Below are 23,271 nucleotides of genomic sequence, written 5' to 3' on the forward strand. Positions count from 1 at the left end.
GTGTATCGTTCGGTTAGGTAAACCTAACTCGTCGAGGGAGGCTGGATGGCCAGGAAGCGCACGACCTTGACCGTGGTCGGGACCGAGCAGATCGGCCCGCATTTCGTCCGGGTCCATCTCGGCGATCCCGGCTTCGATGATTTCACCCCGATCGAATTCACCGATGCCTACGTCAAACTGCTCTTCGACCGCCCCGACGGCGAAGTGGCGCGCACCTACACCGTGCGCTCGGTGGACCCGATCGCCCGCCGCATCGCGATCGATTTCGTGGTGCACGGCGACGAGGGCATCGCGGGCCCGTGGGCGGCGAATGTGACTGTGGGCGAACAGATCACGATGTTCGGTCCGAGTGGCGCGTATGCTCCGCGCGCCGATGCGGACTGGCACCTGCTCGCCGGCGACGAATCGGCGCTGCCCGCCATCTCGGCGGCCGTGGAGGCATTGCCCGACGGCGCGACCGCCAAGGTTTTCGTGGAGGTCGCCGACGCCGCCGACGAGATCGCCTTCGTTTCCAAGGCCCAGCTCGAGGTGCACTGGATCCACCGCGGTGGCGCGGCCCACGAGGTCGGTGAGGACCGGGCAGGCGATAACGCCCCGATTATCGCAGCGGTCCGTGACGCCGAGTGGCTGCCGGGCCGGGCCGGTGTGTTCATTCACGGCGAGGCGCAGGCGGTGATGCACAATCTGCGCCGCTACATCCGCAAGGAACGCGGGGTGCCCGCCGAGTTCGCCTCGATCTCGGGCTATTGGCGGCGCGGCCGCACCGAAGAGAGCTTCCGGGTCTGGAAGCGCGAACTCGCCGCCGCCGAAGCGGGGGACAACGCCTGATCAACGGGCGGGGCAGGCGCCTCCCGACGGCACCGGCAGGCAGATGCCCGCGGTGGCCGACAGCAGCAATCCCGCCCCGAGCGCGAGCGCGCCGAGGCTGATCGCCGCGAACACCAGCACCCACAGCAGCCCTGGCAGTCGGGTCAGGCGCGCGAGCTGGTCGGCGTCGGTGGTGAGCTCGGCCGACCGCCGCCCGGACCGGGTGCGCTGCAATTCGATGACGGGCCGGATGCCTGCGAGCAGCAGCAACCAGGTCGCGAGATAGGCGAACCCGGCCTGCAAGGTGTCCGAGCCGAACCAGGACACGCCGAAAACCAGTGCGCCGGTGAGGAATACCGACACGACGCCGTAGACGTTGCGCACCATGATCAGCATCGCGGCCAGCGCGGCGATCGCGATCCACAACATGAGCGTGATCCGATTCGCGCCGAGCAGGGCGGCGAAGCCGAGACCGAGCAATGCCGGAGCCGGATATCCCGCCAGCGCGGTGCAGATCATGCCGAGGCCATAGGGCTTGCCGCTCGAGACGGTGAGCCCCGAGGTATCCGAGTGCAGGGTGATGCTGGTGAGCCTGCGTCCGGTCAGCAGCGCCACCAGCGCGTGCCCGCCCTCGTGGGCGATCGTCACCACGTTGCGCGTCAGCCGCCACAGCGGCCCGTATCCCACCAGGACCAGCGCCACCGCGGCGGCGCCGAGCACCAACCACGACGGCGGCGCCGCCTGCGTCGTCGTCAGTCGATCCGCGATCGAGCTGCCACGGTCGACCAATTCGGCTGTATCCACCGCCGCACCCTAATCGACGCGACCGGAGCCCGCAGCCCGCCCGCGACCGGGCAGCGATGGTTGCCGCACTGTCGCCACCACGAAGCGAGATATGTGTGAATGGGACGTTTCACAATTCCGTGGCGCGTCGATTCGGCGGATTGCCGAAGTACGGGGGATGTGGCCGGATCGGCGGATAGACCGGGATACGTTCGACGGTGTCGATGGTGATTCGGTGGAGGGAATGCGATGAGCGAGGACGTCCCGTACGACACGGCGGCGCGGGACTCCCCGGTAGCGCGGCGCGCAGCAAGCGATTTCGGTACCGCGCTCGGACTCGGTCTCGATATGGCGTTGGTATTGCTCGACGACTCGGATCCATCGTCGCGGCGGGTGATGGCCAGGCTGGAACGGGCCGCCGCGCGCTGCGCCAGGGAGCAGGTGCCGCTGGAGGCGATCCAGCACGTGATCCACGACAGCGTCAAGACCGGGCTCGGTCTCGGCGATCCGGGCCGTCGGCGGCTCGGGTTCGGGATGGGCGGCAGCGATGAATGCCTCATCGTCGACCTGCTCGATACGTTGACCTCGGCCGTCTCGCGCGCCTACGTGGCGCAGCTGCGCTCGGCGCCCGGTTCTCGCTGAGCCGGGCGCATGCGGTGTTCGACGGATATCAGGACGAACGGTAGGTGCGCGCCACCAGGGCCGAACGCAGGTACCACAGACCGGAGGGCTGGGTCGGGTCGAAGCCGGTGAGCTGTGCGATCCGCTTGAGCCGGTAGTCGATGGTGTTGGTGTGGATGTGCATGACCCGTGCGGTGCGCTGGCGGTTCAGGTTGTTGGAGATGTGGCGCTGCAACGTCTCCAGCAGTTCCGGGTGGTCGTCGAGCGGGTCGAGCAGCGAGCCGAGATACTCCCGGCCCGGCCCGGGTCTGGTGAGCTGATACTCCAGCGCCATATCGTCGAAGCGGTACAGCCCGCGCACGCAGCGCAGCCGCTGCACCATGTCCAGCAGTTCGTGCGCCTGGTCGGCGGCACCGGGGATATTCGCGGTCGGCGATTCCACCACCGCGGCGGTGATCGGTACCTGGGCGGCGCGCGACAGCTGGGTGACGAGCTCGTCGAGTTCGTCATCGGCGAAGGTCGAGCTCGGGATCAGGATGGTGCCGCCGTCCACGCTCAACAGCGACAGCGCCCGTTCCCCGCAGCGCGTGGCCAGCTCCGCCTGCACGCGGCGCAGCTTGCGCCGGGCCACCACCTTGCCGTCCAGGGTCGGGTCCGCCTCGTCGGGGTGGGCCGGTATCGCCATGGCCAGCACTGTGTAGGACTCGGCGATCTCGATCCCGCATTCGCGCGCCATGGTCGAGGTGCTGTGCCCGCCCAGCAGCGCGGAGGTGAGCGTGTGCACCGCGGTGTGGTGCTCGCTGACGACCGCGCGCAATTCCCGCACATAGGCCAGCGAGATCGCCGAGGTCATCCGGTCCAGCATCTCCACCACCAGCTTGGCGCCGTCGACCAGGTTGGAGTAGTCGGTGACCGAGGCGTTCGACACCACCAGGTCGAACCCGAGCTTGAAACCCTCGTGGATGGCGTGGTGGATGGTGTCGATCGGGACGCCCTCACGCGCCCAGCCGGCCGCGGCGTTCTCCAGGCGCCGGGTCTTCTCCGGGATATCTCGTCCGTCGAGCATGCTCACGGCCAGCTCGAGACAGACCCGGGTGATCGTGGTGACGTCGCCGTAGATGGCGTCGCCCGGCAGGGTGCCACACGGCACCACGTTCTCCACGAAATGGCCGACCATCTGCCGCGATAGGCTGCGAACGTCCTGCAGGGGCGCCGACATCGGCTGCCCGGAAACCGTGAGTGCTGCTCGCATCGCGCTGTCGACGGCCATGGTGACTCCTTCTACCCCCCGATTGCGACTGTGCGGTAACACGCTAGCCAGCCCATGACCGCAACCGGGGAGTTTTCCGAGTGGATTGGGCGGGCGCGGGTCTGTGAACAACATTGTTTGTGAGCGGTCACAGCTGAATTCTTCCTGGTGACGCCGAAGGCGCTCAGCCGGGTAGGCCGGGCGCGAGGACCGCGGTGATGTGCTCGACCCGGGTGCAGCTCGACTCGCCCGCGGGATCGGCGCTGCGGTCCACCCGGATCCGCACCACCCCGCCGGCGGCGGTGCCGAGCGCGAGCGAGCAGTTGGTGTCCTGGCCGTCGCCGTAGTGGTGGAAGCGCAGTGCGGGCCGGTTGGCGACGGTGGTGTCGGTGACGTCGGCGATGCCCGGCTCCTCGCGCAGTTGCGCGAGTTCGGTGTCGTCGGCGAACTGGATGCGCACGGCGGCGTCGGCGCTGCTCCATCCGCAGCCGGTCCAGGCGTCGCCGGTATCCGCCGCGACATCCTTGCGTTTGGACGCGGCGGCGAACCCGGCCTCGGTGATCAGCTGATCGGAGACCGTGCACGGATCCCACGACGGCGCCGCCGGCGTCTCGGCCTCGTCCGAACCACATCCCGTCACCAGGATGCCCGCGCTGATCACTACCGCCGCCAGTCGAATCATGGCGCGGATGCTAGCGAGATCGAGGTGCCGCGCACACGTCCGTTGTGCCGGTTCACAGGGCAGGGCGGCGCGAGCTCGACCCCGCAACAAAGAAGCGTCTACCCGGCGGTGACAGCTGCCGGCGGAATATTGCCGAGGTAGTTGAAATTGATACCAGTGGAGCGAGGTGAGGAGTTGCGATGACGACGCCGATGCCGGATGTACGCGTGGTGCGCTCGGGCGAGCGGGCCCATTGGTGGAACGAATGGCTCGACTCCAAGCAGTCGTTCCCGGCCACCGGCAACTTCGACCTCGAAGCCAACGCACACGGGATCCTGCTCGTCCACAACGACGACAGGGTCGACCCAGGTGCGGGTTTCGACACCCACGAGCATCGCGACATGGAGATCATCACCTGGGTACTCGAGGGATCGGTGGTGCACCAGGATTCCCTCGGCAACTCCGGTCTGATCTATCCCGGCCTGGCGCAGCGGATGAGCGCGGGGACCGGGATCAGGCACTCCGAGCGCAACGGCGCCGTCTGGCCGCAGCGCACCCCGTTGCGGGTGGTCCAGATGTGGGTGCCGCCGGATACGCCCGGTGCGACGCCGGGCTACCAGGAGATGGATATCGAGGCCGAACTCGCCGGGAACTCACTGGTCACCCTCGCCTCCGGGATGCGACGCGACCGCGACCGGACCGCGATCACCCTCGGGAACCGGTACGCCGCCCTGCACGTCGCCCGCCTGGATCCCGGCCATTCGATCACGGTCCCGGACGCACCGTTCGGGCATGTGTACGTCGCTTCGGGCAGCGTCGATGTCGAAGACCACGGGACTCTCACGCCGGGCGATGCCATGCGCCTCACCGCGACCGGCGGGCATCGGGTCACCGCCGTCGACGCGGCCGAGTTGCTGATCTGGGAGATGCACGCCGGATTCGCTTGACCGGCGCGGGGCAGCCGCGCGCCATGATGTCCCGACCGGACTCGCGCTGTCGGCCAGACCGATCGGGACACCGCGACGACGCGGCTGCGGCGACTATCGAGCTGTGCGCCAGAACCTGCGCTTGGGCGGTTCGATCTGATCCCGCGCCGATTCGGCCGCTTTGGCCCCGCTGTCGGCGAGATGGGCGCCCTGCTCGCGGGCGGCGGCGGCCAGTTCGGCGGCGCGGTGCCGGGCGATGTCGGCCCACTCCGCACCGCGGTGCTTGGCCACATCGGCGAATTCCGCGCCGCGATGCTTGGCGACGTCGGCGAATTCGGCACCGCGTGATTTGGCCAGCTCGGCCCATTCGGGTCCGTGTTGCTGGGCCGTCTCGGCGAGGTAGGTGCCCCGCTGCTTGGCGGCCTCGGCCAGCACCGGGCCGCGCTGCTGCGCGGTTTCGGCGAGGACCGCGCCGCGCTGCTGAGCGATCTCGGCCAACGCGGCCCCGCGATGCCTGGCGGCTTCGGCGAGTTCGGCGCCGCGGTGCTTGGCGGCCTCGGCCAGGACCGGGCCACGCTGCTGGGCGGTTTCGGCCAGTGCCGCGCTCTTGGTCGCCGCCACGCCCGCGACCTCGCGACCGCGTTCGGCCGCGTGCTGGAGCTGCTGACGCAGGGCCTCGCCGGTGCCGTCCTGGGAGGCCGCGCCGAACGGCAACGCGGCGCTCACGGCCGCGGCGGCGCCCTTGGCCGCGCGCCGGCCGCGCCAGCCGAGCGACGGTTTGCCCTCGGTGTCGGCGCTGGCGATCATCAGCCCGCCCAGCAGGCTGACGTCCTTGAGGAACGCGGTGCGTTTGGCGGCCCTGCGCTCGGGATCGGATTCGGCCCAGAAGTCCTGCTGGCTGAGCGTCGCGGGGACAACGGTGGCGGCCAGCGCCAGCGCGGCCAACCGCGGAGCCTTGCCGAGCGCGAGCATCGCCCCACCGGCGACCTGCGTCACCGCCGTCGCCTTGACCAGCAGGTCGGGGTTGCTCGGCAGCTTCTGGGCCACGTCCGACGGCAGCTTCTCATGACCCTGCTGCACCACTGCCGACGCCGTTTTCACCCGGGGCTCCGGATGCATGAGGGTGTCGACGCCGTCCACGACGAAAGCACTCGCCAGCAATGGTCGGGCGAGCCTGCGGATCAGCATGATGGGAACCCCTTTCCTCGGAGTCTCGATCGTCCGTGATGGTCGTGCGGTCGAACTCTGGCGAAGCCGCGGCAATGGGTCGTCGCGGACCGGTGAGGGGTCCGGCCGACGTCGTCGTCGGCCCGCCCACCAGGTGTTTCCGACCGTACCACCGCGTATACCCGCTATGACCGAGGTGAATCGGGGCGCGCGGAGAGTCGGGTGCCGAGCACCCGAGTCGAGCGGGCTCGCCTGCCTCGACGGCGATGGTCGGGCGCGAGTCGCGTGGTGCGTAGCCGGCTCCCTCAGCGGAAGGTGTTCGGGCCCATCACAATTTGTCTGCGGTCCGCCGCGGCATCATCGCGCACGCGATCACCGTCAGCACGGTGGTCACCAGCACCGCGATGAACACCAGATGCACCGCCGAGGCGAGCGCGTCCGGCGCGGGGCTGTCGGTATCGCCGATGCGCGCGTTGACGACGGCGCCGAACACCGCGACGCCGACGGCGCTGCCGAGCGAGCGGGCGAACATGTTCGCCGAGGTGACCACGCCACGTTCGCTCCACTCGGCGCTGGTCTGCGCGGCGATCAGCGTGGGTGTGGCCACCAGGCCCATACCGGATCCGATGACGAAACAGGAGGCCGCGACCTGCCACAGCGGGCTCTGCGCGGTGATCAGCAGCATCGATGCGGCGCCGACGGCCGCCAGTGTGCTGCCGATGAGGGCGGTATTGCGGAAGCCGAGCCGCAGATACACCCGCCCGGCCTGCGAGGCGGCCAGCGGCCACCCGAGGGTCAGCGCACCGACGGTCAGTCCGGCCACCAGCGCCCCGGTGCCGAGCACACCTTGGGCGAAGGTGGGAACGTAGGAGGTGAGCCCGAGCAGCAGCGCGCCGACCATCAGCGACACCGCACTGCTGGCCACAACCACCCGCCGGGTGAACAGCCACAGCGGCAGGATCGGATGTTCGGCCCGGCGCTGCACCCAGATGAACAGGCCGATGATCACCACACCGCCGCCGAAGATCGCGATGCTGATCGGCGATTGCCACGCCCACGCCTGCCCGCCTTCGAGCAGCCCGAGGATCAACGCGCCCGCGCCCAGGGTGAGCAGTGTGGCGCCGAGATAATCGACCCGCTGACGCCGCCGCGGCGCGGTCTCGGTGAACTTGCGCAGCAGCATCCAGCCCGCCAGCGCCGAGATCGGGATATTGATCAGGAAGATCCACCGCCAGCCGATGTATTCGGCGAACAGCCCGCCCAGCAGCGGTCCCGCCACCGACGACATCGCCCACACGCTGGCCAGATAGCCCTGCACCTTCGCGCGTTCGGCGAGGTTGTAGAGGTCGCCGGCGATGGTCATCGTCATCGGCTGGATGGCGCCGGCGCCGATGCCCTGGATCGCGCGGAAGATGATCAGGCCGAGCATGCTGCCGGCCAGGCCGCACAGCAGCGACCCGAGCGCGAACACGCCGATCCCGAACAGGATCACCGGTTTGCGGCCGACGATGTCGGAGAGTTTGCCGTAGATCGGCACGGTCACGGCCTGGGCCAGCAGGTAGATCGAGAACAGCCACGGGAATTGGGCGAATCCGCCGAGGCTGTCGGTGATGGTGAGGACGGCGGTCGCGATGATCGTCGAATCGAGCGCGACCAGCGAGGTGGCCAGCATCAGTGAACCGAGGACGGCGCCGCGTTCCGATCGCAGGCCTACCGCCGATTCCGCTGTCTCCGTCACCATCGGCGGCCCCTGTCGTTCGTTCGAGTAAACAACTCGAACGAACGCCGCCGAACCGGGAATATTCCGCGTGCCGTCATCAGAATCGGATTTTCAGCTGGTCGCTGCGCGGTCGCGCCTGACAACCGAGGATGTAGCCGGCGTCGATGTCGTCCTGGTCGAGGATCGCGCTCGGCGGCATGTCGACCTCGCCCTCGACCACCGTGCACGCGCAGGACCCGCATTCGCCTTCGCGGCAGGAATAGGGCACATCCAGTCCCTTCGACAGCATGATGTCGACCAGGGTGCGCGAGCGCGGCCAGTCCATCTGGTGCACCTCGCCGTCGAGTTCCACCGCCACGGCGGCCGAATCCTCGTCGGCGTCGACCTCGTCGATCTCGGCGAATGGGTCACCCGACAGTGAGGTGAAGACCTCGGTGCGCACCCGCTCGCGCGGCCAGCCCGCGCCGGTCAGCGCCTCGCTCACCGCGGCCATGAACGGCGCCGGACCGCAGATGAAGGATTCGTACGCACCGAAGGGTTCGGCGAAGGCGGCCAGTTGCGGGGGAGTGGGCAGGCCCTGCAGCGTTTCCAACCGGTGCACCACGGTCAACCGGTCGGGGTGGCGCTGCACGAGTTCGCGCAGTTCGGCGGCGAAGATCACCGAATCCTGGTCACGGTTGGCGTAATACAGCACCACCCGGCCCGAACCCTCGGCCAGCGCGGAGCGCAGGATCGACATCACCGGGGTGATGCCGCTGCCCGCCGCCCAGAGCAGGAAATCGGTATCGAGCGAGGCAGGGGTGAAGGTGCCCGACGGTGGCAGCACCTCGATCGCATCGCCGACGGAGATGTTGTCGCACAACCAGTTCGAGCCATAGCCGTCGGCCGTGCGCTTGACGGTGACCTTCGGCGCATCGTCGGCGTAGGGCGAGCTGGCCAGCGAATAGCAGCGCGCCACCGACCCGGTCTGCTCGCTCGGAATGCGCAAGGTGAGGAACTGTCCCGGACGGTAGCGGAAACGGTCTGCGGCCTCGGCCGGGATCTCGAACACCAGCGAACGGGCGTCGGCGGTCTCCTCGATCACCTCGGTCACCCGCAGCGTCACCGCGCGCGAGCTGCGCGGTAGATCAACAGTCGCCGTTGTCACTTCTTCCTCCTGCGGTCACGAAACGGGGCGCCGAGGCCATGCTGGCCGATCCCGGCGGGCCGATGGGTTCGCGATCCCGATGGCCGGGAGGCCGCCCTCGACCGCCCGCTCACCGGGACGACGCACCGCGCGGCGCGCCGCTGCGTCCTACCGTCACGCCGGTGAGCAGTCGATTCCCCGGGAGCATCCCATGAACCGCATGCAGGACAAGGTCGCGTTGGTCACCGGCGCTGGGGGCGGGATGGGCCGAACCCACTGCCTGCGGCTGGCCGAAGAAGGCGCCGACATCATCGCCCTGGATCTGGCCGGCTCGGCCGATGGTCTCACCGCCACCGCGAAGGACGTGGAGGGGATCGGGCGCCGATGCGTCACCGGCTTCGCCGATGTGCGCGATCAGGCCTCCCTCGACGCCGCCGTCGCCGACGGCGCGGACCGGCTCGGCCGCCTCGACGTGATCGTCGCCAATGCCGGCATCTACGCCGATCTCGGCCCGTCCTGGGAACTGACCGACGCCGCCTGGCAGCGCACCCTCGATATCAATCTCACCGGTGTCTGGCATACCGTGCGCGCCGGCGCGCCGTATCTGCCGAACGGCGCCTCGATCGTCATTGTCAGCTCCACCAACGGCCTCAAAGGCGGTGCGAACGCGGCGCACTATTCGGCCAGCAAGCATGCCGTGGTCGGGCTCGCGCGCACGCTCGCCAACGAGATGGGGCCGCTGGGCATCCGGGTCAATACCGTGCATCCGGGTTCGGTCGGCACGCCGATGATCCTGAACGCGAGCGTGTTCGCGAAGTTGCGCCCGGACCTGGCGAATCCGACCGAGGCGGACGCGGCCGAGGCGCTCGCGCAACGCAATCTGCTGCCCGTGCCCTGGGTCGATCCGGTCGACGTCAGCAATGCGGTGGTGTTTCTCGCATCCGACGAGTCCCGTTACGTCACGGGAACCCAGATCGTCGTGGATGCCGGACTGACTCAGAAGGTGTGATATGGGACGGGTTTCAGGCAAGGTCGCGCTGGTCACCGGTGCGGCACGGGGGATCGGCCGCGCGCAGGCGGTGCGGCTGGCCGAGGAAGGCGCCGATATCGTCGCCCTGGATATCTGCGCGCCGGTCGACACCGTGATCATTCCGCCGGCCACGCCGGAGGATCTCGCGGAGACCGTGCGGGCGGTCGAGGCGTCCGGTGCGAAGGTGATCACGGCGACGGTCGACGTGCGCGACGGTGCGGCCCTGCGCGCGGCCACCGATGCCGCCGTTGCCGAACTCGGCGGCCTCGACATCGTCTGCGCCACCGCGGGCATCACCTCCAGCGCACCGGCATTGGAGCTGAGCGAGGCGGCCTGGCAGACGATGCTCGATGTCAACCTCACCGGCGTCTGGCAGACCTGCAAGGCCGCCACCCCGCACCTCATCGAACGCGGTAGCGGTTCGATGATCCTCACCAGCTCCATCGCCGGCCTGCGCGGGCTGGTGGGGGTGGCCCACTACACCGCCGCCAAACACGGTGTGGTCGGGCTGATGCGTTCGCTCGCCAAGGAATTGGCGCCCCACCAGGTCCGCGTCAACTCGGTGCACCCCACCAACGTCGACACGCCGATGATCCAGAACGATATGGTGCGCAAGGTCTTCCGGCCCGACCGCGAGAACCCGACGCGCGAAGAATTCGCCGAGGCCGCCATGTCGATGAACATGCTGTCGATTCCGTGGGTGGAGCCGATCGATATCGCGAACGCCTCGCTGTTCCTGGCCTCCGATGAGGCGCGCTACATCACCGCGGTCACCTTGCCGGTCGATGCGGGGAGTACACAGCGTTAGAGGTTCGCCGCTGGGCCCCGGGCGCGGGGCCTCAGCATTTCCCTCCCGGACTCCATACGGAAGGTGTGACGCATCGAGCAGTTCGGCCCCGCCATCCCGGTGGGGCCGAACTGCGTCAGATCACTGTCTCCCGCGTGGGGTCACTCCTTGCGCAGCAGGAATGCCCGTACCGCCGACTCGAACGCTTCCTTCTGCTCGATCATCGCCCAATGCCCGCAATTCGGGAACACGTGCAGCTCCGCGCGCGGAATCGTGCGCATCGGAATCAACGCCATATCCAGCGGGCTCACCCGGTCGTCACGCCCCCATGTCAGCAGTGTCGGTGCCTTGACCTTGTGCAGCATCGCCCACGGCGGGGGAGCGTCGGAGGCCTCCATCGCGCGCACCATCGCCGTGAACGCGGCCTTGCTGTACATCCGGCGGGCACTGTCGAGGGTTTCCGGATCGGTGGCCTGGGTCCACCGTTCCTCGATCAGTTCCTCGGTGACCAGTGCCGGGTCGTACACCATCGAATGCAGCCATTCGATCAGCCGAGCCCGCGTCGGGTTCTCGGTGAACTCCTGGAGCAGCTTGATCCCTTCACCCGGCCCAGGGCTGAAGATGTTCTTGCCGATGCCGCCGATGGTGACCAGTTTGCCGACCTTGTCGGGCTGGGCGATCGCGTAATTCAACGCCACCCCGCCACCCATCGAATTGCCGATGATGTCGACTCGATCGAGCCCGAGCGCATCGACGAACCGCCCCACCGCCTCCAGCGCCGTCACCATCGGATGCCCGCCGAAGTCGTCGCTCACCCCGAAGCCGGGAAACTCCAGAATCAGGCAGCGAAAGTTCTCCGCGAACACCCCGAGGTTCCCGCGAAAGTTCCGCCACCCGGTAACCCCCGGCCCGGACCCGTGCAGCAGCAACAGTGGCGCACCCTCGCCGGCCTCGTGGTACCGCAGCACCCCCGCCTCGGTCCGCACCTCCCGCAGCGTGCCCTCATAACTCAGGTCCGATGACATACCCAACCTCCATCTCAGTCGTTCACCCCCACGTTGCCACTCGCCCGCCCGATTCCGGCCGGTTTGTTCCGGTCAGCGGGCGCACCGGCGGCTCACGGCGGCGCGGGTCCAACGCGCGAGCGAGCCGGCCGCGCGCACGCACGGCCGGCTCGGCGCGGATCACTCAGTGCGCGAACACCAATCCTTCCTCGCCGGGATCGGTCACCGTCGCACTCGGTGCGGACAGCTGGACGATCCGGCGGGGCAGGGCCACCGCGACGATCGCACCGATCACCGCGGTCGCGGCGCCGATGAGGAAGGCGATGGTGAATCCGCGGTCGAGGTAGAACACCGCGCCCTGGGTCATCTCCGGCGGGATCGGCGCGATGTAGGAATTGTTCATGACCGTGAACGCGATGACGGGCAGCACGGCCGGGAACACGCTCTGCGAAACGCCGACGATGCTCGCGGTGCTGGCTTGCAGCTGCGGCGGCACGGCCTCGATCAGCAGGTTCGGAATGGAGGCGTAGGCCATGCCCATACCGGTGCCGAAGATGCCCGCGAAGACGATCAGCAGCGGCTTGCTGTCGTGCACGAAGGCGGTCAGCGTGAAACCGACGGCCATCAGCAGCATGCCGCAGGTCATCAGGATGCGGGGACGCACGTCGCCGCGGCCGACGAGCAGGCCGACGAGCACGCCGCCGACCACGACCATCAGGCCGACCGGCGCCTGGAAGATCGCGAAACCTTCGGCGCTGACGCCGAATCCGTAGCCGAGTCCGAGCGCCGCCGGAGTCATGGCGAGCATCGGCAGCAGGATGGTGAACAGGCCGCTGGAGCCGTAGCAGAGTCCGGCGCCGATCGTGGTGAGCAGCACCGGCCGGCGGCCGAGCACGTCCAGGTCGATCAACGGTTCCCGGATCATCCGCGCGGTCGCCGCCCACGCCAGCAGCAGCACCACACCGCCGGCGAGGTAGGCCAGGGTGGAACTGTCACGCCAGCCCCACGTGGGCCCGAAGCTCACCGCGATCAGCACGCCGGCGATACCGCCACCGAGCAGCACCGCGCCGAGCAGATCGAGCCGCGAGCGCAGCCGCACCGGCGATTCGGCGGTGGTGAGGAAGATCAGCGTGCCGAGCACGGCGAGACCGATCACGAAGAACCAGAAGATGCTGCGGAACCCGAAAGTGTCGATCAGCCACCCGGTGAGGAAGGGCGCGGGAATCGCGATCAACCCCATGCCGCTGGTCGCGATGCTCACCGCCAGCGCGATCGTCTTGGCCGGGAACACGTCCCGGATCAGCGAGTAGCTCAGGAAAAGGCAGGGGACCAGCAGACCGGTGAGCGCGCGGCCCGCGATGAGCACCGCGTAGCTGCCGGCGACGGCCGACAGCAGCGATCCCGCCGCCGCCACGGTCACGCAGCCCAGTAGCGCTTTGCGCTTGCCGTACATGTCCGCGAGTTTGCCGATCAGCGGCGCGGTGACGGCTCCGACCAGCAGGAACGACGTCAGCAGCCAAGCGCCCTGTGTGGTCTGGTAATGCGCGGCGATCGACGGTAGCGCCGTCGAGATCATCATGTAGCTCACCGCGAGCATTTCCAGGAGGAGCACGATCGAGGCGAGGGAAAGAATCAGGCGCGGGGTCCAGCGCTGCGCGATGTCGGGTGTGGGGGTGGGAGCGACCATCTGCGGTCCTTTCGGGGGTGGTTCTCGCATTCGACGAATCGATCGGAATGCGTAACCGACATCACACTTTCCCTGGGCGTGTCGCAGTGCCCGATATCCCACCCACTGGGAGACCAATATGACTGATAGGCAGATCGGGGAGCCGAAAAACCGTGCTGAGCAGCGAATTACACGTGTATCACATCCGATGAATTCACGCTCGTGGCCGGAAACGACGAAACCCCCGCGGACACCAGGTGTCCACGGGGGCATCGATCGTGCGCGCGATTCCGGTTCGCGCGTCGGCGAAACGGAATACCGCGATATCCGGGCGTGCTCAGCTCACGCGTGCGTACCTCCATCGATCCGGATCTCGGTACCGGTGATGAACGCACCGTCTTCCGATACCAGCATGGCGATCACGCCGGCCACGGCCGTCGGATCACCCATCCCCGCACCGCCCGACTCGAGGTTGGTCGGCAATACCGGCGACAGTTTGGCGAACAACGACCAATCGGCGTCCGCGGGAACGTAACCCGGTGTCGCGTCGGTGATTCCGGATTTGATGCTGCCCGGCGCCACACATACCGCGCGCAATCCCTTGCCGCCGAATTCCAGCGCGAGCGCATGGGTGAACGACTGGATTCCGCCCTTGCTCGCGGCGTAGGCGGCCATGTACGGGTGGGCGAACGCCGCCGAGGTGGAGCTGAAATTCACCACCGAGGACCGCGGATTGGCCAGCAGTGCGGGCAGCGCTTCGCGGACCACGAGGAACGTACCGGTGAGATTGATGCCGATGATCTGATTCCACAGATCCAGACCGGTCTGCTCGGTATGCGAGGCGCGCAGGATGCCCGCGGCGTTCACCACCGAATCGAGGCCGCCGAGCGTCTCCACCGCGGTCCGCACACCGTCGACCACCGACCGCTCGGCGCCGATATCCATGGTGAGGGTGGTGAGCCGGTCCGCGGTCCCGCGCTCGTCGGCGCCGGCCTTGGTGGCGGCCAGCCCGTCGGCGGACACATCGGCCGCGACGACCGCGGCGCCTTCGTCGAGCAGGCGCAGTGCGGTGGCCTGCCCGATACCCGAGGCCGCGCCGGTCACCAGCGTGCGATGGCCTTCCAATCGCTTCATGAATTCTCCTCGTCTGAAAAGGGTGGGTCAGCCGATCCGGCCGGGAACCGGTTCGTGCCGTAGTTCATCGGTGGCCAACGCGCCCTTGACGACCGCGGCCTCGATCGAATCGCGCAGCGCCGGGCAGGTCGGAATCCATTTGCTGTGCTCGCCGAGCGCGGCCCGCCGGGCGAATTCCGGGCAGGCCGATTCGGCATCGTCGAGCCATTGCACACTGGTATGGCTCGGACTGAACTTCTCCACCAGGACGCGGTTACCGCATGTGCCGCACTGTATCGCTTGCATCTGGATGCTCCTCGTCAACGCACCCGCGGCGCGTTCGGCGTGTTCGGTTCAGCCGAGGCTGATGTCGTCGGGCGACCAGAACGCGCGCATGCTGGTGATCCGTGCGTTCTCGTCGAAGGTCATGACGTCGATGGGTTCGATGATGATGGTCTGGTCACCGGTGTCGGTGACCACCCGGAATCCGAAGGCGGCCTGATCGCCGGCGACGCGCACGTTGTGCAGTTCGGTCGTCACCCGCACCGATTCCAGTGCGCTGTAGAACTTTTCGATCGCCGCGCGCCCGATGTGCGGCGGACTGCCGACGGGGTCCTCGACGGTGGCGTCTTCGGCGTAGAGCGCCGCGATGTCCTTCGCGGAACCGTTCGCGACGGTGTCGAGGTAGCGGCGGACCGCCGCGCGGATGTCATCTGCTGAGGCCATCGAGGCTCCTCCGGAATTCTGGGGTCGGGGTTGTGGTCAGACGCCGAGCAGGTCGCGTACGGCGAGGTGGCTGAACAGCATGGAGGCGCCGATCGGGTTGCCGCCGCCGGGGTAGACGGTGCCGCTGACGGCCGCCATGGTGTTGCCCGCCGCGTACAGCCCGGGGATCGGTTCGCCATCGCGGCCGAGCACCCGCGCGGCGCTGTCGGTGCGCAGCCCGCCCTTGGTGCCGAGATCGGAGATGCCGAACGCGGCGGCGTGGAACGGTCCCTGCTCGATCGATACCAGCGGGGGTTCACCGGCGGAGAACGCGCGATCGTAGGCCTCGTCGCCGCGCCCGAAATCCGGATCGACGCCGGTCTCGACGAAGGAGTTGAACCGCTGCACGGTGGCGACCAGCGCATCGGCGGGCACGCCGATCTTCTCGGCCAGCTCGGGCAGTGTATCGGCGGTATGCCACAGGCCGGCCGCCACATACTTCTCCGATTCGACCATCGAGACGTTGGTGGCCTTGACCGGCGGCACCTCGCCCTCTTTGTCGTCGTAGATCATCCAATAGGGCAGGGTGAGCGAACCGTCGTCGAGCTTGCCGATGATGTCGCGGCCGAGCCGGTCGTAGGGCGCGGATTCGTTGACGAAGCGCTTGCCGTCCTGGCCGACGAAGATGCCGCCGGTGAACCACAGCGCGAACGCCGACCGCCCGTCCGGATGCGTCAGACCGGGCGACCACCATGCCTGATCCATCAGATCGGTGTCCGCGCCGGCGGCGATACCCGCCTTGTGCGCCTTGCCCTGGTTGCCCCACGGCCCCATGGTGTCGCGCGCCTCGCCGGGTACGCCGTAGCGCTTGCGCAGTTCGTCGTTCTGCTCGAACCCGCCCGCCGCGAGCACCACACCCTTGCGGGCCCGGATCGCGAACGGCTCGCCCTCGCGTTCGGTGATCGCGCCGACGACGGCGCCGTCCTCGATCACCAGCTCGACCAGCGGCGTGTTCAGGTACAGCCGCACGTCCGGATACGACGACAGCGCCAGCAGGAACCGCCCGATCAGCGCCTGCCCGCCGATCAGCATGTCCGGCAGCGGCGCGCCGAGCCGGTCGGTATCGAGTGGCCCGCGCAACTGCTCACGCATCTCACCCAGCGCGGACGCGGGCAGCGGGGTGGGCATGATGTGGCGCTGCCCGTCCAGTCTGGCCTTGGGCGCCTTACCGAAATAGTCCGGCCACGGCAGCATCTCGAACGCGAAATGCTCATCGGATTCCAGGTATTCGATGAGGTCACCACCGCGGCGGACGTAGGTTTCCTGGAGCTCGCGCGGGGTCCGGTCACCGACCACGGCGTGGTAGTAGGTGAGCGCGTCCTCGATGGTGTCGTCGGTGCCTGCGCGGCGCAGCACCGGATTGCACGGGAACCACATCCCGCCGCCCCCGGAATAAGCGGTCGTGCCGCCGAACTTGTCGGTCGCTTCGACCACCGCGACGGTCAGCCCTTCGCGGGCCGCGGTGTAGGCGCCGGCCAGGCCGCCGCCCGAGCCCGCGACCAGCACGTCCACCTCGTCGTTCCAGTCCACCACTGTGAGTCCTCCTGTGCGTTTGCTCACCTCGACGCTAGGCCGCGCGCCCGGGTTCGCGGCGCGGTTCTCCCGGTCACCGGGAACGTGGCGGCGGCTGCGGTGAACGTGCCGGTCAGCGGGAGAACGCCTGCTCGAAGGGCCCGCACAGTACTTAGCGTCGCAGGAGAACCGGAGATTCTTCGAAAGGTAGGCATGTGAACGCCGAGACGCCAACGTCTGTAGAGACCGTCCCGAGCAGCGTCGACGTGGTGGTCGTCGGCGCCGGCATCGCCGGGCTGTACGCGCTGCACAAATTCCGCTCGCAAGGTCTGACCGTGCGGGTCTTCGAGGCCGCCGACGGCGTGGGCGGCGTGTGGTACTGGAACCGCTATCCCGGCGCGCGTTGCGACGTCGAGAGTGTGGACTACTCGTACTCCTTCGACGAGGCCCTCCAGCAGGAATGGAACTGGAGCGAGAAATACGCCACCCAGCCCGAGATCCTCGCCTACCTGAACCACGTCGCCGACCGCTTCGACCTGCGCCGCGACATCGAGTTCGGCGCGCGCGTCACCGATACCGTGCTCGATGAGTCGAGCCTGCGCTGGGAGGTGCGCACCGACACCGGCACGGTGGTGTCGGCGCGGTTCGTGGTGCTGGCGGTCGGCCCGCTGTCGAATGCGAACACTCCCGACATCGAAGGCCTCGCCGATTTCGCCGGCCCGGTGCTGCACACCTCGCAGTGGCCGCACGACGGCGTCGATTTCACCGGGCAGCGCGTCGGCGTGATCGGCACGGGTTCCTCGGGGATCCAGGCGATTCCGTGCATCGCCGAACAGGCCGAGCGCCTGCACGTCTTCCAGCGCACGCCCAACTACAGCGTGCCGGCCGGCAATGTGCCGCTCGATGAGGAAACCCGGCGCGCCCAGAAGGCGAACTACGCCGAGCGGCGCAGGCTGTCGATGATCAGCGGAGGTGGCTCACCGCATCAACCGCATCCGAAATCCGCGCTCGACGTCTCGGAGGAGGAGCGGCGCGCGGCCTACCAGAAGCGGTGGGAGCTGGGTGGGGTGCTGTTCAGCAAGACCTTCCCCGATCAGATGGTGACCCGTGAGGCCAACGACACCGCCCGGCTGTTCTGGGAGGAGAAGGTGCGTGCGGTGATCGACGATCCCGAGGTCGCCGAGTTGCTGATCCCGAAGGATCACCCGATCGGCACCAAACGCATCTGCACCGATACGAACTACTACCAGACCTACAACCGCGACAATGTGGAGCTGGTGAACCTGCGGGCCACCCCCATCGAACGCATCGATGCCGGCGGCGTGCACACCACTGCGGATTACTATCCGCTCGACGCGTTGGTGCTTGCCACCGGTTTCGACGCGATGACCGGTTCGGTCGCCAAGCTCAACATCGTCGGACGCGACGGCCGCACCCTCAACGACGCCTGGAGCGACGGCCCGAAAACCTATCTCGGGCTCGGCGTCACGGGCTTCCCCAATCTGTTCAACCTGACCGGTCCCGGCAGCCCGTCGGTGCTGGCGAACATGGTGTTGCATTCGGAGCTGCACGTCGACTGGGTGGCCGGAGCCATCGACTACCTCGACCGCAATGGCGCAACCGCGCTGGAGGCCAGGCCCGAGGCCGTGGAGGCCTGGGTGGCCGAATGCGCCGAACGCGCCGCGCGCACCCTCATGCCCACCGCGAACTCCTGGTACCTGGGCGCCAATGTGCCGGGCAAGCCGCGGGTGTTCATGCCGTTCGTCGGCGGGTTCGGCGTCTACGGCGAGATCATCGCCGAGGTGGCGGCCGCGGAATACAAGGGGTTCGACGTCATCGCGGGCTGACAGATAAGCGAAACGGGTGGTTGTACCGGCGGAGTCGGTACAACCACCCGTTTCGTCGTCCGGGGGCGGTCGGGGTTCAGTCGGCGAAACCGCCGAAGGTGCCCTTGTAGAACAGCAGCGGCCGTCCGCTCTCGTCGGCGGCCAGCTCGGTGACCCTGGCCAGCACGATCGTGTGGTCGCCTGCCTCGTGTTCGAACTCCAGCGAGGCCTCGATGTGGGCGAGTGCGCCGGCGATGGCCGGGGCGCCGTTGGCGCCGGGGGTCCAGTCGATCCCGGCGAATTTGTCGCTGCCGCTGACGGCGAACTGGCGGCAGAGCTCGCGTTGATCGTGGGCCAGCACGTTGATGCACAGCGATCCCGCCGACCGCAGCAGCGGCCAGCTGGTGGAGGTCTTGGCCGGGCAGAACGACACGAGCGGCGGATCCAGCGACACCGACACCACCGACTGACAGGTGAAGCCCAGCGGCCGGGTGCCGTCGTGGGCGGCGATCACCGCGACACCGGTGGCGAAGTGCCCGAGCACCTTGCGTAGGGCGGCGGGCCCTGGGCAGCCCGGTTCGATGACGATGTTGTCTGCGCTCATGCGTGGGGTCCTCCCGAAGATCTGTCGAACTCCAGCATCGAGTGTGCACGGTGGAAGTCTCAATGTGCCGTCCCGGTCAGCGGTTGTTCGGCGGGTACGGGGGATTTGCCTGGTTGCTAGCATTTGCCGGTGGCATCAAGTGAACCGGAAATCGGCCTGGTCAATCTCCCGCCGACCAGTTGGGCCGTGCTCGCCATGCTCTCCTACGAGGAAGAGATCTCGGGCTACGACCTCAAGAAGTGGGCCGACTGGAGTATCCGGTACTTCTATTGGAGCCCCTCACACAGCCAGATCTACTCGGAGCTGAAAAAGCTCGAGAAGCAGGGTTACGCGACCTCACGGGTGGACAGCGACAACGCCATGCGCGGGCGCAGGCTCTACCGCATCACCGACGAAGGCCGCGCCGCGGTCACCCAGTGGTGCAATGAGGCGCCGGTCGACAAGCCGGTGCTCAAACACCACGTGATGCTGCGAATCATGTTCGGGCATCTGAGTTCGCCGGAGCGGCTCAAGGAAATCCTGCGCGATCACATCGAGGATATCGACCGGCTGCGCAAGCGGGCCGCGATCGATTCCGCCGCCGCCAAATCCGAACCCGGGTGGGCGTATTCGCAGATCGTCTTGCAGTGGGCCGAGCGCCATTACGCGGCCGAACGCGATCTCGCTCAGGAGCTGATCGAACAGATCGACGCGGCCGATTCGATCCTGGTGAAGGCCGAACACGACGACAGGTCCGAATACCCGCATCCGACGCCGGGACGCTGGCGTGAGGTCGAACAGCGGGTGCAGGAATCGGAGGGCGCGGTCGAGAACTGAACGAACCCTTCCACTCGGGCACCGTGCTCGAGTGCGAAGGGTTCGGTGGCGCGCCGAGGTGGCGGCGGCAGTATTCGGCCGGCCACCCGCTCGCGCACGAAATCGCCGAGTGCCGCCCTGCCACACCCGACGGTTCGGACTGAGCGACGGAGGCTAGCTCTCGTCGGACCGGGTCAGTCGCGTGAGATCGGCCCACACGTCCTTACATGCCTGACCGGCCAGTTCGAGCACCGGCATGGTCATGAATCCGTGGATGGCGCCTTCGTAGCACCGATGCACGGTCGTGACGCCGGCCTCGACGAGGGCGTGGGCAAAAGCGTCGCCCTCCGAGCGCAGCGGATCGCAGCCCGCGGTCACCACGATGGCAGGCGGCAGCCCGGCGAGATCGGCCGCCGCGGGGCTCGCGTACGGATGGCTGCGGTCGGCGAGATCGGGAACATACTGATCCCAGTACCAGCTCATCGCGGCACGGGTGTTGTAGAAACCTTCGGCGAAGCGCGTGTAGGACTCGGTGCCGAAATCGGCGGCGAGCACCGGATACAGCAGGGCCTGCGCGGTGATGACGGGCCCGCCACGATCACGGGCCATCAGGGCGACGACGGCCGCGAGATTGCCGCCCGCGCTGTCGCCGGCGACGACGAGCCGCGCCGGGTCGGCGCCGAACTCGCGCGCATGCTCGACAGCCCACAGTGTCGCCGCGTAGACGTCCTCTGCCGCGGTGGGCCAGCGATGTTCCGGTGCGAGCCGGTAGTCCACCGAGACCACCACCGCGCCCACCCCGTTGGCCATCGACCGGCACAGCCCGTCGTGGGTGTCCAGATCACAGAACACGAACCCGCCGCCGTGTGCGAACACGATGATCGGCACCGGCCCCACGGACGAGGTGGCCGGACGATACACCCGAATACCGCCGCCCGAGGCCAGCTCTCGTTCGATGATCTCGGCCACCCGCTCGGGCTCGTCCGGGAGCCGCAACCGCGCCCGGATCGCCGCCCGCGCCTGTGCTCCTGTCATGGTCTCGACCGCGGGAAATCCGGCGTCGAGCATCGGCAGCAGCGCCGCCACTTCGGGCACGAGTTCGATCCGGTCCTCAGTACTCATGGGTCACACCGTCTTTCGGTCCGGACGAGCTACACGTATTCCAGCGGCCGGCCTGCAGCGGCCGGGGTCCGCATCGCAGGTCCGCCGCGCAGCGGGCGCGACTGCTGCAACGTGGGATGCACGCGGGACATACCGTCTTCGATATTGCGCCAGATGCCCAGCGCGGTGGTGCGCACCGGTGCGGTGAGGCGGTAGTCGAAGTTCATCCGATCCACGGGACCGCACACCGACACCGCGGCGATGGCCTCGCCGATATTGCCGATGGGTGCCGCTACGCAACCGAATCCCGGCAGCGACTCCTCGCGCTCGTGCGCGATGCCGTGGGCGCGGACCTTGTCCAGCTCCGCGCGCAGCTGGGCCTTGTTGGAGATGGAGTACTTGGTGCTGCGGTTGAGCACGCCGGTACCGAGCGCGGCGATGCGGTCTTCGTCGGAGTAGGCCAGGATCGCCTTGCCGACGCCGGTACAGTGCGCGGGCCTGCGTCCGCCGATGCGGGTGGGCACCGCGGCCGCCATCCGGCCGCCGATCTTCTCCAGGTACACCACGTCGGGGCCGTCGAGCACGGCCAGATGCACCACGAAGCCGGTGGCCCGGTACAGCTCGTGCAGGAACGGCATCGCGGCGCGGTGCAGCCGATCCTGGTGCACGGCGAGCGAGCCCAGTTCCACCAGCCGGATACCCAGCTCGTAGTCGCGGCCCTCGCGGCGCAGCCAGCGCAATTGCACGAGTCGTTCGAGCATGCGGTGCGCCGAGGACCGGGGTAGCCCGGTCCGGCGCACGATCTGGGCGAGGGTGAGCCTGCCCGGTCCGTCGAAGGCGTCCAGGACCAGCGAGACGCGGTCCAGGACAGCGCTCGGGGTGGCGGCGTCGGCCTGTGTGTTCATGTGGCCCTCCCTGCGGGGTCTACGAGCTGATGCCCAACGGGATATTTCTATTAGGCATATGACTATTCATACCATGACTCTGTGGGCGCTGTCACACATATCGGACACAGTGATGTAAATCACAACGACCCCGAGGTTTCAGTCGTGGCGACTGAAACCCCGGGGTCGGGGAGGGGAGCGGTATGTGACTACATCGCGGCCAGCGGCTCGCTACCGGACCAGTCGTGGCCCCAGTAGCTGTCGGCGGTGATTTCCTCTGCGCTGTAGTACTTTTCGTCGACGCGCATGCCCTCGGTGCCGAATTCGATATCCCAGCCGCCGGGGGCGCGCACGTAGAACGACACCATCTTGTCGTTGGTGTGGCGGCCCAGCGTCGAGGAAACGGAGAAACCGTCCTTGACGACCCGATCCAGCGCCTGGCCCACCGCGTCGAGCGAATCGACCTCCACCATGATGTGCACCAGACCCGGCGCACCGCCGTGCGGTGCCGGGCACAGCGCCAGGCTGTGATGACGCTCGTTCACGCCCATGAACCGGATCCGCACCGGCCCGAATTCCGGCGGCGCCGGGATACGGAACGCGCCGCGCGGCAGGAACCCGAGCACCTCGGTGTAGAACTCGAAGGCGCCGTTGGGGTCCATGGTCGGCAGCACCACGTGACCCAGGCCCTGCGCGCCGGTCACGAACTTCGCGCCGAACGGGGTCACCACCGGGCTGTGATCGAGCACCGCGCCGTGGAACACCTCGACGGTCGCTCCGGTCGGATCGACGAAGGTGATGACCTCCTCGACCCGGCGCGCGTCGGCCTCCTCGACCGAGAGCGGCTTGACCGCGACACCGGCCGCCGACACCGCTTCCTGCACGCGCACCAGCGCGGCGTGATCGCGCACCTCCCAGCCGATGGTCACCACTTCGTCGGTGTCGCCCGGCACGATGACGATCCGGGCGGCCCGCTCGTCCATCCGCAGATAGAGGGCGTTCTCGTCCGGTCCGCTGCCTTCGGCGAAGCCGAGCACCTCGAAGGCGAACTTGCGCCAGCGGTCCATATCGTTGGTCTGGATCTTGACGTAGCCAAGACTCTTGATGTCAGTCATTACTGTTGT

The 23,271-nt window shown here is 68.1% G+C and carries 23 protein-coding genes; 7 read left to right on the forward strand and 16 right to left on the reverse strand.

Annotation, left to right across the window (positions count from 1 at the left end; genetic code table 11):
- Window positions 1-45 precede the first annotated feature (45 nt).
- Window positions 46-828 (forward strand): siderophore-interacting protein, encoded by a 783-nt coding sequence (locus AC4HOU_RS28355; protein ID WP_163812858.1) that lies wholly within the window; start codon window positions 46-48, stop codon window positions 826-828.
- Here the strand turns inward: AC4HOU_RS28355 and AC4HOU_RS28360 are convergent, their stop codons facing one another.
- On the reverse strand, window positions 829-1,611 hold the full coding sequence (locus AC4HOU_RS28360) for a M50 family metallopeptidase (protein ID WP_195021681.1): 783 nt from the start codon (window positions 1,609-1,611) through the stop codon (window positions 829-831).
- Between the two features lie 228 nt (window positions 1,612-1,839).
- On the opposite strand from AC4HOU_RS28360, the gene AC4HOU_RS28365 reads away from it, so the two are divergent.
- Window positions 1,840-2,232: a hypothetical protein gene (locus AC4HOU_RS28365; protein ID WP_195021682.1), complete on the forward strand. Its 393-nt coding sequence runs from the start codon at window positions 1,840-1,842 to the stop codon at window positions 2,230-2,232.
- Between the two features lie 28 nt (window positions 2,233-2,260).
- Here the strand turns inward: AC4HOU_RS28365 and AC4HOU_RS28370 are convergent, their stop codons facing one another.
- The gene (locus AC4HOU_RS28370) at window positions 2,261-3,481 is read right to left on the reverse strand and encodes a PucR family transcriptional regulator (protein WP_163812863.1); all 1,221 of its coding nucleotides are present in this window, start codon (window positions 3,479-3,481) and stop codon (window positions 2,261-2,263) included.
- 163 nt (window positions 3,482-3,644) lie between these two features.
- Window positions 3,645-4,142 (reverse strand): DUF3558 family protein, encoded by a 498-nt coding sequence (locus AC4HOU_RS28375; RefSeq protein ID WP_195021683.1) that lies wholly within the window; start codon window positions 4,140-4,142, stop codon window positions 3,645-3,647.
- Window positions 4,143-4,321: 179 nt separating this feature from the next.
- On the opposite strand from AC4HOU_RS28375, the gene AC4HOU_RS28380 reads away from it, so the two are divergent.
- Window positions 4,322-5,068 (forward strand): pirin family protein, encoded by a 747-nt coding sequence (locus tag AC4HOU_RS28380; RefSeq protein ID WP_228806867.1) that lies wholly within the window; start codon window positions 4,322-4,324, stop codon window positions 5,066-5,068.
- Window positions 5,069-5,161: 93 nt separating this feature from the next.
- Here AC4HOU_RS28380 and AC4HOU_RS28385 read toward each other — a convergent pair whose 3' ends face one another.
- The 3 genes from AC4HOU_RS28385 to AC4HOU_RS28395 all read right to left on the reverse strand — a co-directional run bounded on the left by AC4HOU_RS28385 (window position 5,162) and on the right by AC4HOU_RS28395 (window position 9,081).
- The gene (locus AC4HOU_RS28385) at window positions 5,162-6,235 is read right to left on the reverse strand and encodes a DoxX family protein (protein ID WP_195007376.1); all 1,074 of its coding nucleotides are present in this window, start codon (window positions 6,233-6,235) and stop codon (window positions 5,162-5,164) included.
- A 307-nt stretch (window positions 6,236-6,542) separates the two neighbouring features.
- On the reverse strand, window positions 6,543-7,955 hold the full coding sequence (locus AC4HOU_RS28390; RefSeq protein WP_195021684.1) for an MDR family MFS transporter: 1,413 nt from the start codon (window positions 7,953-7,955) through the stop codon (window positions 6,543-6,545).
- Window positions 7,956-8,031: 76 nt separating this feature from the next.
- On the reverse strand, window positions 8,032-9,081 hold the full coding sequence (locus AC4HOU_RS28395) for a 2Fe-2S iron-sulfur cluster-binding protein (RefSeq protein ID WP_195021685.1): 1,050 nt from the start codon (window positions 9,079-9,081) through the stop codon (window positions 8,032-8,034).
- A gap of 190 nt (window positions 9,082-9,271) precedes the next feature.
- On the opposite strand from AC4HOU_RS28395, the gene AC4HOU_RS28400 reads away from it, so the two are divergent.
- Both AC4HOU_RS28400 and AC4HOU_RS28405 read left to right on the forward strand, forming a co-directional pair.
- The gene (locus AC4HOU_RS28400) at window positions 9,272-10,069 is read left to right on the forward strand and encodes a mycofactocin-coupled SDR family oxidoreductase (RefSeq protein WP_195021686.1); all 798 of its coding nucleotides are present in this window, start codon (window positions 9,272-9,274) and stop codon (window positions 10,067-10,069) included.
- Window position 10,070: 1 nt separating this feature from the next.
- Entirely contained in the window at window positions 10,071-10,898 is an 828-nt protein-coding gene (locus AC4HOU_RS28405; protein ID WP_195021687.1) for a mycofactocin-coupled SDR family oxidoreductase, read from the forward strand.
- A gap of 140 nt (window positions 10,899-11,038) precedes the next feature.
- Here the strand turns inward: AC4HOU_RS28405 and AC4HOU_RS28410 are convergent, their stop codons facing one another.
- From AC4HOU_RS28410 to AC4HOU_RS28435, 6 genes are all read right to left on the reverse strand, one after another.
- On the reverse strand, window positions 11,039-11,902 hold the full coding sequence (locus AC4HOU_RS28410) for an alpha/beta fold hydrolase (RefSeq protein ID WP_130916211.1): 864 nt from the start codon (window positions 11,900-11,902) through the stop codon (window positions 11,039-11,041).
- A gap of 163 nt (window positions 11,903-12,065) precedes the next feature.
- Window positions 12,066-13,568, reverse strand: a complete 1,503-nt coding sequence (locus AC4HOU_RS28415; RefSeq protein WP_490725589.1) for an MFS transporter — start codon at window positions 13,566-13,568, stop codon at window positions 12,066-12,068.
- Window positions 13,569-13,889: 321 nt separating this feature from the next.
- Complete coding sequence (locus AC4HOU_RS28420; protein WP_163812881.1) at window positions 13,890-14,681, reverse strand: SDR family NAD(P)-dependent oxidoreductase; 792 nt, start codon at window positions 14,679-14,681, stop codon at window positions 13,890-13,892.
- Between the two features lie 27 nt (window positions 14,682-14,708).
- Window positions 14,709-14,966, reverse strand: coding sequence for a hypothetical protein (locus tag AC4HOU_RS28425; protein WP_048834119.1), 258 nt, complete (start codon window positions 14,964-14,966; stop codon window positions 14,709-14,711).
- A 48-nt stretch (window positions 14,967-15,014) separates the two neighbouring features.
- Window positions 15,015-15,386, reverse strand: a complete 372-nt coding sequence (locus tag AC4HOU_RS28430; RefSeq protein WP_163812882.1) for an SgcJ/EcaC family oxidoreductase — start codon at window positions 15,384-15,386, stop codon at window positions 15,015-15,017.
- A gap of 36 nt (window positions 15,387-15,422) precedes the next feature.
- Window positions 15,423-16,958 (reverse strand): FAD-binding protein, encoded by a 1,536-nt coding sequence (locus AC4HOU_RS28435; RefSeq protein WP_195021688.1) that lies wholly within the window; start codon window positions 16,956-16,958, stop codon window positions 15,423-15,425.
- A 194-nt stretch (window positions 16,959-17,152) separates the two neighbouring features.
- Between AC4HOU_RS28435 and AC4HOU_RS28440 the strand changes: the two genes are divergently transcribed.
- Window positions 17,153-18,784: a flavin-containing monooxygenase gene (locus AC4HOU_RS28440; RefSeq protein ID WP_163812887.1), complete on the forward strand. Its 1,632-nt coding sequence runs from the start codon at window positions 17,153-17,155 to the stop codon at window positions 18,782-18,784.
- A gap of 76 nt (window positions 18,785-18,860) precedes the next feature.
- On the opposite strand, the gene AC4HOU_RS28445 is transcribed toward AC4HOU_RS28440, so the two are convergent.
- Window positions 18,861-19,367: a flavin reductase family protein gene (locus tag AC4HOU_RS28445; protein WP_163812889.1), complete on the reverse strand. Its 507-nt coding sequence runs from the start codon at window positions 19,365-19,367 to the stop codon at window positions 18,861-18,863.
- Window positions 19,368-19,562: 195 nt separating this feature from the next.
- On the opposite strand from AC4HOU_RS28445, the gene AC4HOU_RS28450 reads away from it, so the two are divergent.
- Window positions 19,563-20,183, forward strand: coding sequence for a PadR family transcriptional regulator (locus tag AC4HOU_RS28450; RefSeq protein WP_228806365.1), 621 nt, complete (start codon window positions 19,563-19,565; stop codon window positions 20,181-20,183).
- Window positions 20,184-20,336: 153 nt separating this feature from the next.
- Here AC4HOU_RS28450 and AC4HOU_RS28455 read toward each other — a convergent pair whose 3' ends face one another.
- From AC4HOU_RS28455 to bphC, 3 genes are all read right to left on the reverse strand, one after another.
- Complete coding sequence (locus AC4HOU_RS28455; protein WP_195021709.1) at window positions 20,337-21,266, reverse strand: alpha/beta hydrolase; 930 nt, start codon at window positions 21,264-21,266, stop codon at window positions 20,337-20,339.
- Between the two features lie 47 nt (window positions 21,267-21,313).
- Window positions 21,314-22,168, reverse strand: a complete 855-nt coding sequence (locus tag AC4HOU_RS28460) for an IclR family transcriptional regulator (RefSeq protein ID WP_163812893.1) — start codon at window positions 22,166-22,168, stop codon at window positions 21,314-21,316.
- Window positions 22,169-22,356: 188 nt separating this feature from the next.
- A complete protein-coding gene (gene bphC / locus AC4HOU_RS28465) occupies window positions 22,357-23,262 on the reverse strand; it encodes a biphenyl-2,3-diol 1,2-dioxygenase (RefSeq protein WP_163812895.1) in 906 nt (301 codons plus the stop codon).
- Window positions 23,263-23,271: the final 9 nt, after the last annotated feature.

Source organism: Nocardia sp. JCM 38205 (genome assembly GCF_058222935.1).

Coding starts and splice junctions, on each gene's coding strand:
- AC4HOU_RS28460 (WP_163812893.1), bottom strand. CDS start 22,168: ATGAACACACAGGCCGACGCCGCCACCCCGAGCGCTGTCCTGGACCGC.
- AC4HOU_RS28415 (WP_490725589.1), bottom strand. CDS start 13,568: ATGGTCGCTCCCACCCCCACACCCGACATCGCGCAGCGCTGGACCCCG.
- AC4HOU_RS28365 (WP_195021682.1), top strand. CDS start 1,840: ATGAGCGAGGACGTCCCGTACGACACGGCGGCGCGGGACTCCCCGGTA.
- AC4HOU_RS28355 (WP_163812858.1), top strand. CDS start 46: ATGGCCAGGAAGCGCACGACCTTGACCGTGGTCGGGACCGAGCAGATC.
- AC4HOU_RS28385 (WP_195007376.1), bottom strand. CDS start 6,235: ATGCTGATCCGCAGGCTCGCCCGACCATTGCTGGCGAGTGCTTTCGTC.
- AC4HOU_RS28370 (WP_163812863.1), bottom strand. CDS start 3,481: ATGGCCGTCGACAGCGCGATGCGAGCAGCACTCACGGTTTCCGGGCAG.
- AC4HOU_RS28450 (WP_228806365.1), top strand. CDS start 19,563: ATGCTCTCCTACGAGGAAGAGATCTCGGGCTACGACCTCAAGAAGTGG.
- AC4HOU_RS28390 (WP_195021684.1), bottom strand. CDS start 7,955: ATGGTGACGGAGACAGCGGAATCGGCGGTAGGCCTGCGATCGGAACGC.
- bphC (WP_163812895.1), bottom strand. CDS start 23,262: ATGACTGACATCAAGAGTCTTGGCTACGTCAAGATCCAGACCAACGAT.
- AC4HOU_RS28420 (WP_163812881.1), bottom strand. CDS start 14,681: ATGAAGCGATTGGAAGGCCATCGCACGCTGGTGACCGGCGCGGCCTCG.
- AC4HOU_RS28380 (WP_228806867.1), top strand. CDS start 4,322: ATGACGACGCCGATGCCGGATGTACGCGTGGTGCGCTCGGGCGAGCGG.
- AC4HOU_RS28405 (WP_195021687.1), top strand. CDS start 10,071: ATGGGACGGGTTTCAGGCAAGGTCGCGCTGGTCACCGGTGCGGCACGG.
- AC4HOU_RS28425 (WP_048834119.1), bottom strand. CDS start 14,966: ATGCAAGCGATACAGTGCGGCACATGCGGTAACCGCGTCCTGGTGGAG.
- AC4HOU_RS28410 (WP_130916211.1), bottom strand. CDS start 11,902: ATGTCATCGGACCTGAGTTATGAGGGCACGCTGCGGGAGGTGCGGACC.
- AC4HOU_RS28375 (WP_195021683.1), bottom strand. CDS start 4,142: ATGATTCGACTGGCGGCGGTAGTGATCAGCGCGGGCATCCTGGTGACG.
- AC4HOU_RS28430 (WP_163812882.1), bottom strand. CDS start 15,386: ATGGCCTCAGCAGATGACATCCGCGCGGCGGTCCGCCGCTACCTCGAC.
- AC4HOU_RS28400 (WP_195021686.1), top strand. CDS start 9,272: ATGAACCGCATGCAGGACAAGGTCGCGTTGGTCACCGGCGCTGGGGGC.
- AC4HOU_RS28445 (WP_163812889.1), bottom strand. CDS start 19,367: ATGAGCGCAGACAACATCGTCATCGAACCGGGCTGCCCAGGGCCCGCC.